We start from the raw sequence: 15,717 nt of genomic DNA, 5'->3' as shown, positions 1-15,717 counted from the left end.
AAGCCCACCGGAAGGGTGAGCAGGGGCTCTTTCCGTACGAAAATGTACTCGGTATACTCGTGTACGGAAATCAGGCGGTCGTGTGAGGCCGCCGACAGAACCTACCCGGGCCACCCACCCGCTCCTGGAGAAGACATGCCCCCTCGTCCCAAGCTCCTCAACGCCGAGGCGCTCAAGGAAGCACGCAGCGACGTGCGCCAGTCACGCGACGAGAAGCGGCTCCGCAAGCGAGAGAACACCCGCGTCTCCCTCGTGCGGGCCGCCGCCGACGTCGTCGCCGCCAAGGGGATCGAGGGCGCCCGCATCGACGACGTCGTCAAGGCCGCCGGCTTCACGCGCGGCGCCTTCTACTCGAACTACTCCTCCCTCGACGAGGTCCTCTCCGAGGCCATCGTCGAGCGCTCCCAGGCCCTCATCGCCCGGATCGAGGAGGCTATCGACGGGCTCGAGGGTGACGTCACCGTCGACGTCCTCATGGACCTGCTCGACTCCATCCGGCCCGACGCCCGCAGCATGTACCTCATCACCACCGAGTACACGCTGCGCCGGATGCGCCACCCCGAGACGCCCGAGATCCCCGTGGCCACCCGCGAGGAGTTTACGGCCGCCCTGTCCGGCATCGTCGAGGACCTCCTCGCCCGCATGGGGCGGCGGCCGCTCGTGCCCGCCTCCGCCGTCGCCGACGTCGTCGTCCTCTTCTTCCTCGACTCCATCTCCCAGGAGGCCGCGTCGACGCCGAGCGCCTCCAGCCTGGGGATGCAGCCGCAGGACGCCCTGCGCCTCGTCATCAGCGCGATCATCCGCGGGCTGTCAGCCCCGCTCGACGCGGACGACCAAGCGGCACCCGACCTGGCCAGCATGGACCCCGCGATCCTCGCGCGGATCGCCTCCACCTGCTGATCACCTCCCCTCCTCCGCCGAGATCGGGCGTTGTCGACCTCGAGATCCGTCGACTCTCCACAGGCGACAGCTGACGCCGGCCGCCCCGCCGCCGCCCCCTGAATCGGGGACCGGCCTCGACGCGGAGATCAGCCGACCTCGGTGAGTGCACTGCGGGAGAAGAGGATCGCGGCGAGCGGGCGCGTCAGTAGGGTCGGGGCATGAGCCTGAGCCCCCGCCCCGTCGCCGCCGTCGTCCTCGCCGCCATGCCGGAGGAGACGCAACCCTTCCTCGACGCCCTGCCCCGGCTGGAGGGCGCACCCGCCGTCGACCTCCTGGGCGACGCCGCGCAGGCCGTCAGCCTCGACCTCGACGGGCGCGAGCTCGTCCTCGTGCGCACCGGCATCGGCCTCGTGGCCGCCGCGAGCGCGCTGGCAGCCGCGCTCCTCCAGGTCCGCCCCGAGGTCATCGTCTCCGCGGGCACCACGGGCGGGCTCGGCCGCGACGTCGAGGTCGGGGACGTGTGCGCCTCCACCACGCTCGCCTACAACGACGTCGACGCCACCGCCTTCGGCTACGACCTCGGCCAGACCCCGGGCCAGCCCGCCGTCTTCCTCGGGGACGAGGGACTGCTGGCTCGCGTCCAGGAGCGCGCCGAGGCCGCGCTTCACGGCGCGACCCCCGGCTCCGGCTCATCCCGCGTCCACACGGGGCAGATGCTCGCCGGCGGCTCCTTCGTCACGGCCGCCAACGTCGCGGACACCCGCCAGCTCTTCCCTGCAGCGGTGAGCACGGACATGGAGTCGACGGCCCTCGCCCAGGTGGCGACCACGGCCGGGGTCCCCTTCGCCTCGGTGCGCGGGGTCTCCGACCTGTGCGGCCCGGAGGCCGGTCAGGACTTCCACATCGGCGCCGACGAGGCGGCGGCACGCTCGGCCGCTGTCGTGCTGGCCCTCCTGCGCTGACGGGGTGGGCCGCGATGGTCCGGGCGGGGAGACCCGGCCGGACCGTCCTCAGTCCTGCTTGCCGTCGAGGATCGCGTTGACGCGGTCGACCTTGGCGGTCATCTGACCGTCCCAGCCGGGGCGGATGTCGGCCTTGATGACGAGGGAGACGCGCGGGCTCGCGGCGGCGACGGCCTGGGTGGCGTCCTTGACGACGGCCATGACCTCGTCCCACTCCCCCTCGAGGGTCGTGAACATCGAGGTGGTCTCGTTGGGCAGGCCGGAGTCGCGCACCACCTTGATGGCGGCGGCGACCGCCTCGGAGACGGAGCCGTCGGGGGCGTCGGTAGTGGTGGGGGACACGGAGAAGGCGAGAAGCATGGCTCCATCGTGCCCCAGGCGGGTCCCGGACGCGGCCCCTCCGGCGCTCAGCGCACGAGCAGGAGCACGCCGGCGAGCGACACGACGGCGGAGACGACGCCCGCACAGGCGCCCAGGGCAAGGGACCGGGCCCCGGTGCGCGCGAGGCGCCGCAGGCTGACCCCGGCCCCCATCGCGCACATCGCCATGGTGAGCAGGAAGGTCGCGACGGTGTTGCACCAGCCCCACACGTCGGCACTCACGTGCGTGTCGGCGACGGAGCGGACGATGACGGCGACGAGGAAGCCGACGACGAAGAGCGGGACGAGCGGGGCGCTGCGTCGGGCCGCCGCGCCGTCGGTGGCGCGGCCCCCGGACCGCCGGCGCTCGAGCACGCCGAGGACGGCGACGAGCGGCGCGAGGAGGACGACGCGCCCCAGCTTGGCGACGACGGCGACGTCGAGCACGGCGGAGGAGACGAGCCCGGCGGCGGCGACGACCTGCCCGACCTCGTGGACGGAGGCGCCGACCCACACGCCGGAGGCGGTGACGCCGAGCCCGAGGGCGCGCACGAGGACCGGCAGGAGGAGGATCGCGAGGGTGCCGAAGAGGGTGACGGAGGCGATGGCGGCGGCGGCGCCCTCGTCAACGTCATCGTCCTCGCCGTCGGACTGGACGACGGCGCTCATCCCGGCGACGGCGGCGGCGCCGCAGATCGCGGTGCCGGTCGCGGTGAGGAGCGTCGTGGCGTGGGGGACGCCGAGGACGCGCCCCATCCACAGCGTCGCGGCGAAGACGCAGGTGACGGTGAGGGCGACGACGACGATGGCGCCCCAGCCGAGGGCGGCGACGGCCGGCAGCGAGAGCCGGAGTCCCAGGAGGACGACGCCGGCGCGCAGGACGGTCCTGCCGGTGACCTTGAGGCCGGGCTGGGCGAGGGTGGGGACGGCGCCGAAGTTGCGCAGGGCGAGCCCGACGAGGATCGCCACGAGCATCGAGGACAGCAGCGGCACGGCGTCGTTGACGAGGGTGGCGGCGAGTGCGACGAGGCCGCACAGGATGATGCCGGGCCAGGCGGCGACGAGGGTCGTGCCGATGCCTGAGCCGGAGGTGCTGGGGGAGGCGGGTGGGGTGCTCACCGGCCGATCATGTGCCCGGGGTCGGGGCGCGGCAACGGGCATCGTCTCGCAGGGGGCATAGTGTGAGGCTATGCGTCCGACGACCGCCCAGCTCGAGGCACTCATCGCCGTCGCCGAGGCCGGGTCGATCTCCGCCGCGGCGCAGCGCCTCAGCCTGGCACAGCCGACCGTCTCCGCCACCCTCGCTCGCCTCGAGGCCGTTGCAGGCACTGCCCTGCTCGAACGAGCCCCAGGAGGGACGCGTCTCACACCGGCAGGACAGGAGGTCCTCACCCGCGCCCGGCCCGCCCTCGACGCTCTCGACGAGGTCGGCCGCGTCGTCGACACCCTGCGCGGGGCACCGTCGCCCGTGCGCGTGGCCGCCTCCTACACGATCGCCGAGCAGCTCCTGCCGGTCTGGCTGGGCGGGTGCCCGGTGACCACGCAGGTGGAGGTCTGCAACTCCGAGCGCGTCCAGGCCCGCGTCCTGGCCGGGGAGGCCGAGATCGGCTTCATCGAGGGCGCCAGCGTCGCCGACTCCCTGGAGGAGCAGGTCGTGGCGCACGACGAGCTCGTCCTCGTCGTCGCCCCGGAGCACCCGTGGGCGCGACGCAGCGGAGCGGTCACGCACACCGAGCTCATCAGCCCGACGAGGGCCGGCTCACTCGTCCTGCGCGAGGAGGGGTCGGGCGCGCGCGAGGTCCTCGCCCGGGCGCTCACCGAGCGCGCGACCGCGCTGCCGGGTGACGCCCGCGTCCTGGGGTCGAACGCCGCCGTGCTCACGGCGGTGCGGCACTCCGGCTCGCACGCGGTCCTCGCCCGGGCCGCCGCGCAGTCGGCGCTCGACGCCGGGGAGGTCGTGCAGGTACCGGTCGCCCTGGACCTGCGCCGCCTCCTGCGGCTCGTCACGCCGCGCTCAGGACGGCTGCGCCCGGAGGCTCAGGCGGTCATCGCCGTCGTCGCTCCGGGCGTCGCGGGGTAGCCGCGACTGTCCACCAGGGCGCGTCAGAACCCGCACCCAGATCGTTGCAGTTGTTGTCTGTGCAGGTCACAGCGATTTGTCGCCGCCCCCGCGGCCGACCACGCCGCCCTGGGCCGCCCTGGTGGACGGGCTCAGCTCAGACTCCGGGTCACAGCGCCACGAGCACCTGCACCATGACGATCTTGACGACGATCGCCAGCGCGAAGAGCGTCGCGTAACCGGCCTCGACGCGCTCGTCGTCGCGCTTGGACAGGGCGAAGGCGAGGATCGCGGGCTGCCCCACGAGCCCGGCCAGCCCACCGGCGGCGCGAGGCGCGCTCACACCCGCCCACCGAGCCCCCGCCAGGAGGACGAGCGCGTTGACCGCGACGATGAGGGCGCCGAGCACCCCTACCTTGAGGCCCGTCATCGACCACGCGGCCTGGGCGAAGGCCTGCCCGGACGCCAGCCCGATCGCGGTGAGGAAGAACAGGAGCCCGAGCTGGCGGATGACGGAGTTCGCGGCGTGCGGCAGCACCCAGACGAAGGGGCCCGTGCGCTCGCGCCAGCCCAGCACCATCCCGACCACGAGCGGCCCCGCGGCGACTCCCAGCTTGAGGGTGATGCCGCCGGGCAGGGGCACGGGCACGAGCCCGATGAGGATCCCCAACCCCAGTCCGATGCCGACGCTGAAGGCGTCGATCTGACCGATGGAGCGCTCGGAGTCACCGAAGAAGTCGGCGGCCGGCTCGAGCTGCTCGCTCGGCACGACGGCCATGACGCGGTCGCCGAGCTCGAGCACGAGGTCGTCGCGGGCCAGCAGGTCGAGGTCGCCGCGCTTGACGCGGGTGATGACACCCTGGAAGCGGCCGTGCATGTCGAGCTCGCCGATGGTGAGGCCCGCGACGCGCGTCGAGGAGACGGTGAGGCGGCGGAAGTCGACGTGGGTGCGGTCCTTGGCGAGGCAGCGGTTGAATCCGGTGCCGAGCTCGTGGACGGCGTCGTCGAGGTTGGCGGGCGAGCCGACGATGACGACCTTGTCCCCCGGCAGGAGCTCCTCGCCGGGGCGGGCGACGCGGGTGGCGCCGTCGCGCTCGAGGTAGGAGATTCGGATGCGGTTCTCCTTGAAGGCCGGCATCTCGTCGAGGCGCACACCCTGGAGGAGGTAGACGCTCGCGGCCGTGAGGCCGTCGGCGGAGGCGGGGCGGGGGTCGCGCCGACCCGGCCAGGGCCGGTTGATGACGGCGGCGACGATGATGATGGCGACGGCGACGCCCACGGGGTAGGCGAGGGCGTAGCCGACGCTCGGCTCCTGGCTGCCGGCCGCCTCGATGGCGGCGTCGAGGACCGGGGAGGTGAGCGCCCCGGCGTAGGCGCCGGAGTCCATCGCGGCGCTCACCCCGGTGAGGTGGGAGTAGAGGGCGCCCGCTCCCCCGGCGACCACGAGGGCGGCGACGCACAGCGCCATGATCGGCAGCTGGCGGCGCAGGTCGCGGAAGAAGGTGCCGCCGGCTCCGATGCCGACCGTGTAGCAGAACAGGGCGAGGCCGAGGGAGCGCAGCAGGTCGAGGTCGGCGCCGATGCGAGGGTCGAGGGCGCCGATGGCGAGGCCGACGAAGAGGGCCCCGGCGGCGCCGAAGCGGATGGGCCCAAAGGGTATCTGCCCGACGGCGGTGCCCAGGGCGATGGTGAGGCAGACCGTGAGCAGGGGCGTGGCGACGAGGACGTCGACCACCGGGGTCAGGAAGTCGGGCACGCCGCCAGGCTAGCCGCACCGGGGCACGACGGCGTGAACGGGCGCCGTCGTCGGGACGGAGCCCGCCGTCGCCCCCTCAGCCGCAGCGTCAGCCGATGCGTGGGACGGACAGCGGCCGGCCAGCCCGCACGTCCGCGAGCGCGGCGTCGACGGCCGTGTTGAGCTCGCCGACGTGCTCGGGCTCGGTGGCGAGGTCGAGGTGCTCGGTGTCGACGGTGAGGACCTGCGAGGCGTCGTAGGAGTCGTAGACCCACTCGTCGTAACCCTCCCACAGGCGCCGGTAGTAGTCGACGAGGGAGGAGGCCTGCTCGAAGTCGCGGCCGCGGGTGGCGATGCGTCCCATGAGGACGTCGAAGGGGGCGCGCAGGTAGACGAAGAGGTCGGGCGACTTCTTGGGCATGCCGTCGATCTCCTCGAGCATGTTGTCGAGGAGGCCCTCGTAGAGCGTGAACTCGTCGGGGCTGATCCGGCCCAGATCGGTGTTGACCTTGGCGAAGTACCAGTCCTCGTAGATGGAGCGGTCCAGCACGTTGTCGTCGTTGGCGAGCGCGGCCTTGATGGAGCGGAAGCGACTGGAGAGGAACTCGAGCTGCAGCATGAAGGGGTAGCGACGGGCGGCCTGCTCCTCGGGCGGCGCCGTGTAGAAGAGCGGCAGGATCTTGGAGGAGGTGACGTCCTCGTAGAAGACCTCGGAGTCGAGGTGCTCGCCGAGCAGGCGGGCCGTCGTCGTCTTGCCGGCGCCGATGGCGCCTCCCACCACGATCACCGACACGACCTCATCTTCCTGCGTAGGGCACGGGGAGCGCGGCGCCCGGGCGGCGTCGCGGCCCCGCGAGCGTAGGGGCGCGGGGCGCGCGGAGGAAGAAGCGCCGGCGTGAGATGCGTCCGGCGGGTGCGTCCGACGGGTCCCGGGTTCCGGCGCCCCGCTCGGCACTCCGCGGCGGGGCCGCTACGATCAGGAGGGTGAGCGACGAGCAGAGCACCACCACCCGCAAGCCCTTCGACGACGGCGCCACCTCGGACGCGGCCCCCGACCGCGAGGAGCTCACCTGGGAGCTCTTCGGACAGGCGGAGCGCGAGCTCTCCGCGCAGATCGTCGCCTCCGGGTGGATCCCGGACCTCATCATCGCGATCGCCCGCGGCGGCCTCATCCCCGCCGGCGCCATCGGCTACGCGATCGGCATCAAGGCCATGGGAGCCATGAACGTCGAGTTCTACACGGGCGTCGGCGAGACCCTCGAGGAGCCCGTCGTCCTGCCCCCGCTCATGGACGCCTCCGAGCTGCCCGGCAAGAAGGTCCTCGTCGTCGACGACGTCGCCGACTCCGGCAAGACCCTCAAGATGGTCATGGAGCTCCTCCAGCACCAGGGCCTCGCCCTGGGCGGCGAGTCCGTGCCGGTGGACGCTCGGAGCGCCGTCATCTACCGCAAGCCGCGCAGCGTCTTCGAGCCCGACTACTGCTGGCGCGAGACGGACAAGTGGATCAACTTCCCCTGGTCGGTCCTGCCGGTCATCACGCCGGCCTCCGTCGCGGCGCAGACCGGTGCCCCCGTCACGGAGGCGGACCAGGAGGCGGCCGACCAGGCCGACGCCCGCACCCAGGACTGATATCCCCGGCCACGACGCCCGCCGCCTCCCGACGGAGGCAGCGGGCGTCGTCGTCTCCCCGAGCTGGTCAGAACTCGTCACTTTCAGGCCCAGGAGCCGCACCCAGCGGCGCGGACCCGCGACATCTCGCGTATCCCGGTGCCGTCGGAGCCGTGGCCGACACAGAAGTGACGAGTTCTGGACAGTGCGAGCGCCCGGTGACCCGACCTGCCCGAATCATGGATATCCGCCCTGTGGATCACCTAGGCTCATCCGTGCCCGCGCGACCCCACGCGCACCCCTAGAGCTCCCAAAGGCGGAAGCATCATGGACACCCAGGAACAGCAGGCGCTGCCCGCGTACACGGCGGAGGAAGAGCGCTACATCATCCGGAACAAGGCAGGCGTCCCGGTCGGCGTCCGCCCCCACCACAAGTGGACCGCGCGGTCGATCGCCACGTGGGTCGTCGTCACCGTGCTCGGCGTGCTCGGCTGGTGGATGCTCGCCGTCGTGCGCGGCGAGAACGTCAACACCGTGTGGTTCGTCGTCACCGCCGTGTGCACCTACGCCATCGGCTACCGCTTCTACGCGCTCTACATCCAGCGCACCATCATGCGGCCCGACGACTCCAACGCCACACCGGCCGAGCGCATCAACAACGGTCGCGACTTCGACCCGACCCACCGCGTCGTCCTCTACGGCCACCACTTCGCCGCCATCGCCGGCGCCGGACCGCTCGTCGGCCCCGTCCTCGCCTCCCAGATGGGCTACCTGCCCGGGACGCTCTGGATCATCCTCGGCGTCGTCCTGGCCGGCGCCGTCCAGGACATGCTCGTCCTGTTCCTCTCGATGCGCCGTGGCGGCCGGTCCCTCGGTCAGATGGCCACCGACGAGATCGGGCGGATCGGCGGCGTCGTCGCCACCGTCGTCGTCCTCGTCATGCTCATGATCGTCCTCGCGGTCCTCGCGATGGTCTGCGTCAACGCGCTCGCCGAGTCCCCCTGGGGCGTCTTCAGCGTCGGCATGACGATCCCGATCGCCATCTGCATGGGCCTGTGGCTGCGCTTCGTCCAGCCCGGGCGCATCACGCAGGTGTCACTGGTCGGCTTCGCCATCCTCATCGGCGTCATCATCGGCGGCCGCTGGGTGGCCCAGTCCTCCTTCGGCCAGTACCTCCACCTGTCCCCCACCACCCTCGTGTGGGCCATGATCGTCTACGGCTTCCTCGCCGCGGTCCTGCCCGTGTGGGTCCTGCTCACCCCGCGCGACTACCTGTCCACCTTCATGAAGGTCGGCACCATCATCGTGCTCGCCGCCGGCATCCTCATCGTGCGCCCGGTCGTGGAGATGGCCGCCGTCACCGAGTTCGCCTCCAACACCGCCGGCCCGGTCTTCGCCGGCAAGCTCTTCCCGTTCCTCTTCATCACCATCGCCTGCGGCGCCCTGTCCGGCATGCACGCCACCGTCTCCTCGGGCACGACCCCGAAGATGATCCAGAAGGAGTCCCAGGTCCGCATGATCGGCTACGCCGGCATGCTCATGGAGTCCTTCGTCGCGATCATGGCGCTCGCCGCCGCCGTGTCCCTGTCCCCGGGCATCTACTTCTCCATGAACACCTCGGCGGCCACCATGGACAAGCTCGCCGGGGACCAGGTCGTCGCCACCGCCCAGTCCCGTGAGGACGTCGCGGCCGCCGCCGTCTCCAACATGGGCGTCACCGACGCTCACGGCGACTCCCTCATGCCCGTCTGGGAGTCCTGGGACGCCAACGGCAACCCCAAGACCTACACCGGGGCGGACGCCCTCAAGCAGGTCGCCTCCGACGTCGGCGAGCCCAGCGTCATCTCCCGCACCGGCGGCGCCCCGACACTCTCCGTCGGCATGGCGCACATCCTCCACCAGATCGGTGGAGGCCGGACGATGATGGGCTTCTGGTACCACTTCGCCATCATGTTCGAGGCGCTGTTCATCCTCTCCGCCGTCGACGCCGTCACTCGCGTGGCGCGCTTCCAGCTCGGCGACGCGCTGGGCAACGTCTGGCCCAAGTTCAAGGACCCGTCCTGGCACGTGGGCGCCTGGGCCACCACGGCGGTCGTCGTCGCGGCCTGGGGCTCGCTGCTCCTCATGGGCGTCACCGACCCGCGCGGCGGCATCCAGACGCTGTACCCGCTGTTCGGCATCGCGAACCAGCTCATCGCCGCGGTGGCGCTGCTCCTGTGCCTCGTCATGACGGTGCGCAAGGGCTACCTCAAGCACGCGTGGATCCCGGCGCTGCCGCTCGTCTTCGACACGGTCGTCACCTTCACGGCGTCCTGGCAGAAGATCTTCTCGACCGACCCGCGCGTGGGCTACTTCCAGCAGTGGCGCGACGCGAAGGCCCTCCTGCCGACGCTCACCGACGCGCAGGCCGTCTCCGACACCCAGGCGGTCATCCGCAACACGATGATCCAGGGGACCCTCTCGATCATCTTCCTCGCCATGGTCGCCTTCGTCATGGTGTGCGCCTGCATCACGATGATCCGCTCCGTGCGCACGGGTGACACGACGACATCGGAGGACCCGTACCAGGAGTCGAGGTTCTTCGCTCCCGAGCACCTCGTGGCCAGCAAGCTCGAGAAGAAGCTCGTCGCCGAGTACGAGGTCGTCGGGGACCCCGCCCTCATCCCGGGGCGCAGCCACACGAAGGCGGAGGCCTGAGCGATGGCGTCCGGTACCGTGCGCGAGGCGCGGGGAGAGAGGGCGGCGGCGCCGACGGCGCGCGCCCGGCTCCGCTCGCGCCTCGCGCAGGCCCGGAGCCTGTGGCGGGACTTCACGGGCGAGTCGGCCTACGACCGCTACGTGGAGCGCCACGCTCGTGAGCACCCGGGCCACCCTCCCATGAGCGAGCGCGAGTGGTGGAGGGCGAAGGCCGACTACGACGAGTCGAACGTCCAGGCCCGCTGCTGCTGAGGTCAGCCACGACTGGCAGCGCCTGACCAGTACCCAGCACGGCGCCCGCCGCCTCCCGATGGAGTCGGCGGGCGTCGTCGTGCCCAGGGCCGGCTGACGTGGTCAGTTCTCGTGACTTCTGGCAGGTACCTCAGGTCTGGGCCGCGGAATCTCGCGGGTCCTTCCGCCTCCGTGCGGTGGCGATCCGCAAGAGTCACGAGAACTGACCATCAGCGCAGCGTCGTGGCCGTCCTCGTGCTCAGCCACGGCCGGGGATGACACCGGGCGGCGGTCCGGGGCGCACGGGCGTCTTGAGGAGCTCGGTGACGTCGTCGGCGTAGGGGAAGGTGCCCGGCTGGTAGGAGCAGGACTCGTCGGTGGCGTGCAGGTTCCCCGTCATGTTGTAGGCGCGCGCCCGGGACCCGCCGCAGACCCGCTTGTACTCGCAGGCGCCGCACTTGCCCTCGAGCAGGTCAGGGTTGCGCACCCCGGTGAAGACCTCGCTCGAGCGGTAGATCTCGGTGAGGGAGGACTCCCGGACGTTGCCGGCGCTCTTCTCGAGGAAGCCCGACGGCGTCACGTCACCCACGTGGGAGACGAACATGAAGCCGTTGCCGGACGAGACGGTGATCGGCGGGCGGCGACGACGCTCCCCGTGGTCCAGTCCGAGCGCCACGATCTTCTCGTGGAGCTGCCGGTAGAGCGGCCCGAGGTGCATCGCCTCGATCATCTTCTCGCCCTCGATCCCGCGCTGGGCGAGGACGTGACGCTGGATAGAGACGCGGCGGAAGTGGTGGCCCTCCGTGGTGCGGACCGGGACGGCCTCGCCCATGTCGTAGAAGGCGTTGAGGACGTCCTCGACCTCGTTCGCGTCCAGCGCCCCGAGGTCGACCCCGCGGCCGGTGGGGACCAGGAGGAAGCCGGACCAGGTCATGGCGCCGTGCTCGCGGACGAGGGCGGCGATGTCGGGCAGCTCGAGGACGTTGTGCCGGGCGACGACGGAGTTGATCTGGACGCGCATGCCGAGCTCGCGGGCGGCCTCCCAGCCGGCGATGGTGCGGTCGAAGGTCTTCTCCAGGCCGCGGAAGGCGTCGTGCGTGGCGGCCGTGGCGCCGTCGAGGGACAGGGAGATGACGTTGACGCCGACGTCCTGCAGCTCGGCGAGGTGCTCCTTGGTGAGCTTGTCCGTGCCCGACGGCGAGAGCGCCACGTGCAGGCCCAGGCTGGTGCCGTACTTCGCGAGCTCGGCGAGGTCGGGGCGCTCGAAGCAGTCGCCGCCGGTGATGATGAAGATGACGGCGGGCTGGCCGAAGGAGGCGGCCTCGTCCATGAGAGCCTTGGCCTCGTCGAGCGTGAGCTCGCGCGGGTCGCGGAAGGGGACGGCCTCGGCGCGGCAGTGGCGGCACGCCAGGGCGCAGGCGCGGGTCGCCTCCCAGGTGACGAGCATCGGGCGCATCGAGGGGTCATGACGCTGCGTGCGCACGGGCCGGCTGCCTCTCCCCGCGCGGGGGCGGGCGGCCTGCTTGCTGACGTCGTGTGCGGTCGTCGAAGGTGCCTCAGTCACGCGCCGATACTACGGAGCACGCCGGAACAATGCTGGTGGGCTGAGGGCTCCACCCAGCAGCGCGACGAGCCTCACGTCCGCGGAGCCCCGCCGTACCAGGCGTCACCCAGCCACGCCTTCTAGCCTCGCCCCGTGCCGCACACCTCCGACGCCGTCGCCCCCGTGCTCCCGACCGCCCCCACGGGCGGCCGCACCGGACGAGACACGTCCGCGCACCAGCAGGACGCCGGCCCCCGCAGGCGCCCCCACCTCGGTGAGACGGGACGCCGCCGGGCACGCGCCGTCGCAGCCGTCTACCTCCTCGTCGTCCTCGTGGCCGTCACCTGGCCCTCCGGCTCCGACGTCGCCGACGCGAAGTCCGTCCTCGGCCTCTGGTTCCTCACGCCCGAGCTCAAGGACGTCACCCTCAACCTCGTCATGGTCGCGCCGCTCACGCTGCTGGCGACCCTCGGCTGGCCACGGATCCCGTGGTGGGCGTGGGCGCTGGCGGGCTGCGGCCTGGGCGGCGCCGCCGAGCTCACCCAGTACGTCGTGCCGGCGCTGGGTCGGCGCGCCTCGTGGTGGAACGTCCTCGAGAACGGGACGGGCGCGTGGGTCGGCGCCGTCATCGCGGAGCTCGCGGTGCGCTGGGCCCACCGCGACCGCGCAGCCGCCTGAGCGAGCCGGACCCGCCGGCCGCGCCGCACGGCTCGGGCACGAGAAAGGGCCCGGGCTGATCTCTCAGCACCGGACCCTCGGCTCGTTTTCGTGCGCGGGGGGGGACTCGAACCCCCATGAACGTAAGTTCACACGGACCTGAACCGTGCGCGTCTACCAATTCCGCCACTCGCGCGAAGCGAGGATGACGATAGCGGCACCGGGTCCGCCCCGTCCAATCCTCCCGCGCACCCGTCCTCGTGAGACCGCTCACCAGGACCGCCGTCCCCCACGCCCCGGGGCCTGCCCGCCCTGACAGCCTCAGCCGTTACCATGTCACCGACTGTCGCAGATCGGGTGAGCGCGGGGCTCCCGCGAGCACCCAACCGCGATGCAGCCGTCACCACCTGGAGGAGGGTCCATTGGGATTCCTGGACAAGTTCGAGAAGGGCGTCGAGAACGTCGCCAACCGCGCCATGTCGCGCTTCTCCGACGACGTCGAGCCCATCGAGATCGCCTCGAAGCTCCGCGAGACGATGGACAAGCGCGCCGCCTCCTTCGCCCGCGACCGCTCCGTCGTCCCCAACGTCTTTCGCATCCACCTCGCCCCGAGCGACGTCGAGCGGCTCCGCTCCTGGGGTGAGGAGGAGATGGTGACCCAGATGCAGGACGTCGCCACCACCCACGCCGGCGAGCAGGGCTACTCCTTCGTCGGCCCGGTCGAGGTCTCCTTCGTTGAGGACGACGCCCTCACCGCCCCCACCATCGAGATCGAGTCCTCCACGCGGCGCGGCGCGGCCGCCCCCGCCGCGGCGGCGACCGCCTCGCCGACCCACCCGATCCTCGACATCGACGGCCAGCGCTACCTCCTCACGGGCCCGGTCACCGTCATCGGACGCGGCTCGGAGGCGGACATCATCGTCGACGACTCCGGCGTCTCGCGCCGCCACCTCGAGATCCGGCTCACCCAGGGCCACGCGATCGCGACGGACCTGGGATCGACGAACGGCACCTTCGTCGAGGGCCACCGCGTCGACGCCGCCACCCTCCTGGACGGCAACACGCTCACGATCGGCCGCACCCGGATCATGTTCTGGGACGGCAGCCAGGCAGCCGGGGCGAACGGGTGAGCGAGCTCGCCTTCACCCTCGCGCGGCTGGGCTTTCTCGCCCTGCTGTGGGTCTTCGTCGCCCTCGTCGTGCGCGCCCTGCGCCGCGACGCCGTCGACGCCGGCTCCTCCGCGCCCACCTCCCCCAGGCGCCGTCCCACCCAGGGCGCCTCCCCCGCCGAGGCCCCCGCGAAGGGCCGCCGCAAGGGCGCCTCCCGACTCGTCATCACCGAGGGCCCGCTCGCCGGCTCCACGGTCCCCCTGTCCCCCACCAGCATCGTCATCGGCCGCTCCCCCGCCTGCACGCTCGTCCTCGACGACTCCTACGCCTCCTCACGCCACGCCCGCGTCTTCCCCAAGGACGGCGCCTGGTGGCTCGAGGACCTCGGCTCCACCAACGGCACGACGCTGTCCGGCCGCCCCGTCACCGGCGCGGTCGAGCTGCCCATCGGTGCCCCGGTGCGCATCGGGCAGACCACCCTGGAGCTGCGGCCGTGACCGTCTCCCTGCACTACGCCGCCCGCTCCGACGTCGGCATGGTCCGCGCCTCCAACCAGGACTCCGCCTACGCCGGCCCGCACCTCATCGCCCTGTGTGACGGCATGGGAGGCCCCGCGGGCGGCGACATCGCCTCCGCGGTCGCCGTCGAGCACCTCGCCCCGCTCGACGCCGACTCCCACCAGGCCGGCGAGCTCCTCGGGCTCCTGCGCGACGCGGTCCAGGCCGCCCACGCCGAGCTCATCTCCCTGTCCAACGCGGACACCGAGCTGCAGGGACTGGGCACCACGTGCATCGCGATCATGCGCAGCGGCAACAAGCTAGCCATGGTCCACGTCGGCGACTCGCGCGCCTACCTCCTGCGCGAGGGCGAGCTCACCCAGGTCACCACCGACCACACCTTCGTCGAGTACCTCGTCGAGACCGGCCGCCTCACGCGCGAGCAGGCCCGCCGCCACCCGCAGCGCTCCGTCCTCCTGCGCGTCCTGGGCGACGCCGAGGGCGACGTCCAGCTCGACGAGTCGATCCGCGAGGCGGTCCCCGGGGACCGCTGGCTCCTGTGCTCCGACGGCCTGTGCGGCCCCGTCTCGGCGGAGACGATCGGCGAGGTCCTCGCCACCGTCGACGACCCGGGCGAGGCCGCCGACCAGCTCATCGACCTCGCGCTGCGCGCGGGCGGCCCCGACAACGTCACGGTCGTCGTGGTCGACGTCGTCGACGACGACGCGCAGCCCCAGACCGACTCCCAGGTGGTCGGCTCGGCAGCCGGCCACCGCCAGCGCCGCCGCGGCACCGCGTCGGCCGGCTCCCCCGCGGACCCGGCCCCGGGCTCCACCCCCGCCTCCCGCGCGGCCGCCCTCGTCGCCGGCCTCGACGGCACCGACACCGACACCGACGAGGAGGACGAGGACGACGCCGTGGCCGCGCAGGCGGAGGCCGAGCGGGCCACGCGCCGGCGCCAGCGCCGCCGCGCCGCGCTCGGCACCCTCGTGCTGGCACTCGCGCTCATCGGCGCCTGCGTCCTCGGCTACCGCTGGACGCAGACCCAGTACTACGTGACGAGCGAGTCCGGCCACGTCGTCATCTACAAGGGCATCCCGCAGGAGATCGGCCCGCTGGACCTCAGCCACAAGGTGGAGACCTACACGACGCCACGCGTCTCGGACCTCGACGCCCGCATGCGCGAGCGCCTCGCGGAGACCGTCTCCCAGCCCTCCCTCGAGGCCGCCCGCGAGTACGTCGAGGTGACCGTCAACGGCCACGTCGCCGAGCCGACCGCCTCCCCCAGCCCCTCGCCGTCGGCCAGCGCGACGCCCTCTGCCCGAGCCACCGCGTCCGCGAGCGCGTCCTCCAGCCCGACCCAGGGAAGGTGAGCTCC

The 15,717-nt window shown here is 72.3% G+C and carries 15 protein-coding genes and 1 tRNA gene; 10 read left to right on the top strand and 6 right to left on the bottom strand.

Translation table 11 applies throughout. The features are described 5' to 3' along the window. Positions 1 to 135: 135 nt before the first annotated feature. Both IXW69_RS03630 and mtnN read left to right on the top strand, forming a co-directional pair. A complete protein-coding gene (locus tag IXW69_RS03630; protein ID WP_194785014.1) occupies positions 136 to 900 on the top strand; it encodes a TetR/AcrR family transcriptional regulator in 765 nt (254 codons plus the stop codon). 200 nt (positions 901 to 1,100) lie between these two features. Continuing rightward, positions 1,101 to 1,844, top strand: coding sequence for a 5'-methylthioadenosine/S-adenosylhomocysteine nucleosidase (gene mtnN / locus IXW69_RS03625; RefSeq protein WP_194785013.1), 744 nt, complete (start codon positions 1,101 to 1,103; stop codon positions 1,842 to 1,844). A 48-nt stretch (positions 1,845 to 1,892) separates the two neighbouring features. On the opposite strand, the gene IXW69_RS03620 is transcribed toward mtnN, so the two are convergent. Together IXW69_RS03620 and IXW69_RS03615 are read right to left on the bottom strand one after the other, a co-directional pair. After that, complete coding sequence (locus IXW69_RS03620) at positions 1,893 to 2,204, bottom strand: MTH1187 family thiamine-binding protein (protein ID WP_194785012.1); 312 nt, start codon at positions 2,202 to 2,204, stop codon at positions 1,893 to 1,895. A gap of 47 nt (positions 2,205 to 2,251) precedes the next feature. Further along, positions 2,252 to 3,322, bottom strand: coding sequence for a YeiH family protein (locus tag IXW69_RS03615; RefSeq protein WP_323745155.1), 1,071 nt, complete (start codon positions 3,320 to 3,322; stop codon positions 2,252 to 2,254). Positions 3,323 to 3,392: 70 nt separating this feature from the next. On the opposite strand from IXW69_RS03615, the gene IXW69_RS03610 reads away from it, so the two are divergent. After that, complete coding sequence (locus tag IXW69_RS03610; RefSeq protein ID WP_194785010.1) at positions 3,393 to 4,283, top strand: LysR family transcriptional regulator; 891 nt, start codon at positions 3,393 to 3,395, stop codon at positions 4,281 to 4,283. Positions 4,284 to 4,431: 148 nt separating this feature from the next. Here IXW69_RS03610 and IXW69_RS03605 read toward each other — a convergent pair whose 3' ends face one another. Then, positions 4,432 to 6,018 (bottom strand): aspartate:alanine exchanger family transporter, encoded by a 1,587-nt coding sequence (locus IXW69_RS03605; protein WP_194785009.1) that lies wholly within the window; start codon positions 6,016 to 6,018, stop codon positions 4,432 to 4,434. 88 nt (positions 6,019 to 6,106) lie between these two features. Next, positions 6,107 to 6,790 carry a deoxynucleoside kinase gene (locus IXW69_RS03600; protein WP_194785008.1) on the bottom strand — a complete coding sequence of 228 codons (684 nt, stop codon included), beginning with the start codon at positions 6,788 to 6,790 and terminating at the stop codon, positions 6,107 to 6,109. 191 nt (positions 6,791 to 6,981) lie between these two features. Here IXW69_RS03600 and IXW69_RS03595 point away from each other — a divergent pair, with 191 nt between their 5' ends. The 3 genes from IXW69_RS03595 (at position 6,982) to IXW69_RS03585 (ending at position 10,554) form a co-directional block, all read left to right on the top strand. Continuing rightward, a complete protein-coding gene (locus IXW69_RS03595; protein ID WP_323745154.1) occupies positions 6,982 to 7,626 on the top strand; it encodes a phosphoribosyltransferase in 645 nt (214 codons plus the stop codon). Between the two features lie 306 nt (positions 7,627 to 7,932). After that, complete coding sequence (locus IXW69_RS03590; protein ID WP_194785006.1) at positions 7,933 to 10,302, top strand: carbon starvation CstA family protein; 2,370 nt, start codon at positions 7,933 to 7,935, stop codon at positions 10,300 to 10,302. Positions 10,303 to 10,305: 3 nt separating this feature from the next. Continuing rightward, on the top strand, positions 10,306 to 10,554 hold the full coding sequence (locus IXW69_RS03585; RefSeq protein ID WP_194785005.1) for a YbdD/YjiX family protein: 249 nt from the start codon (positions 10,306 to 10,308) through the stop codon (positions 10,552 to 10,554). A gap of 238 nt (positions 10,555 to 10,792) precedes the next feature. On the opposite strand, the gene IXW69_RS03580 is transcribed toward IXW69_RS03585, so the two are convergent. Beyond that, a complete protein-coding gene (locus IXW69_RS03580) occupies positions 10,793 to 12,097 on the bottom strand; it encodes a TIGR04053 family radical SAM/SPASM domain-containing protein (RefSeq protein WP_323745153.1) in 1,305 nt (434 codons plus the stop codon). 132 nt (positions 12,098 to 12,229) lie between these two features. Between IXW69_RS03580 and IXW69_RS03575 the strand changes: the two genes are divergently transcribed. After that, on the top strand, positions 12,230 to 12,754 hold the full coding sequence (locus IXW69_RS03575; RefSeq protein ID WP_323745152.1) for a VanZ family protein: 525 nt from the start codon (positions 12,230 to 12,232) through the stop codon (positions 12,752 to 12,754). Between the two features lie 91 nt (positions 12,755 to 12,845). Here the strand turns inward: IXW69_RS03575 and IXW69_RS03570 are convergent. After that, positions 12,846 to 12,929: transfer RNA gene (locus IXW69_RS03570), tRNA-Leu, on the bottom strand. Between the two features lie 226 nt (positions 12,930 to 13,155). On the opposite strand from IXW69_RS03570, the gene IXW69_RS03565 reads away from it, so the two are divergent. From IXW69_RS03565 to IXW69_RS03555, 3 genes are read left to right on the top strand one after another with little or no spacing between them, the layout of a single operon-like run. Beyond that, the gene (locus tag IXW69_RS03565) at positions 13,156 to 13,863 is read left to right on the top strand and encodes an FhaA domain-containing protein (RefSeq protein ID WP_194785004.1); all 708 of its coding nucleotides are present in this window, start codon (positions 13,156 to 13,158) and stop codon (positions 13,861 to 13,863) included. Continuing rightward, on the top strand, positions 13,860 to 14,339 hold the full coding sequence (locus IXW69_RS03560) for an FHA domain-containing protein FhaB/FipA (protein ID WP_194785003.1): 480 nt from the start codon (positions 13,860 to 13,862) through the stop codon (positions 14,337 to 14,339). Before IXW69_RS03565 ends, IXW69_RS03560 begins: the two co-directional genes overlap by 4 nt. After that, the gene (locus IXW69_RS03555; RefSeq protein ID WP_194785002.1) at positions 14,336 to 15,712 is read left to right on the top strand and encodes a PP2C family protein-serine/threonine phosphatase; all 1,377 of its coding nucleotides are present in this window, start codon (positions 14,336 to 14,338) and stop codon (positions 15,710 to 15,712) included. Before IXW69_RS03560 ends, IXW69_RS03555 begins: the two co-directional genes overlap by 4 nt. Positions 15,713 to 15,717 lie beyond the last annotated feature (5 nt).

This window comes from Actinomyces haliotis (assembly GCF_015355765.1).
GTDB classification, from domain to species: Bacteria; Actinomycetota; Actinomycetes; order Actinomycetales; family Actinomycetaceae; genus Actinomyces; species Actinomyces haliotis.
Note: the sequence above shows the minus strand (reverse complement) of the source record. Positions and strands in the feature narration are given on the sequence as shown.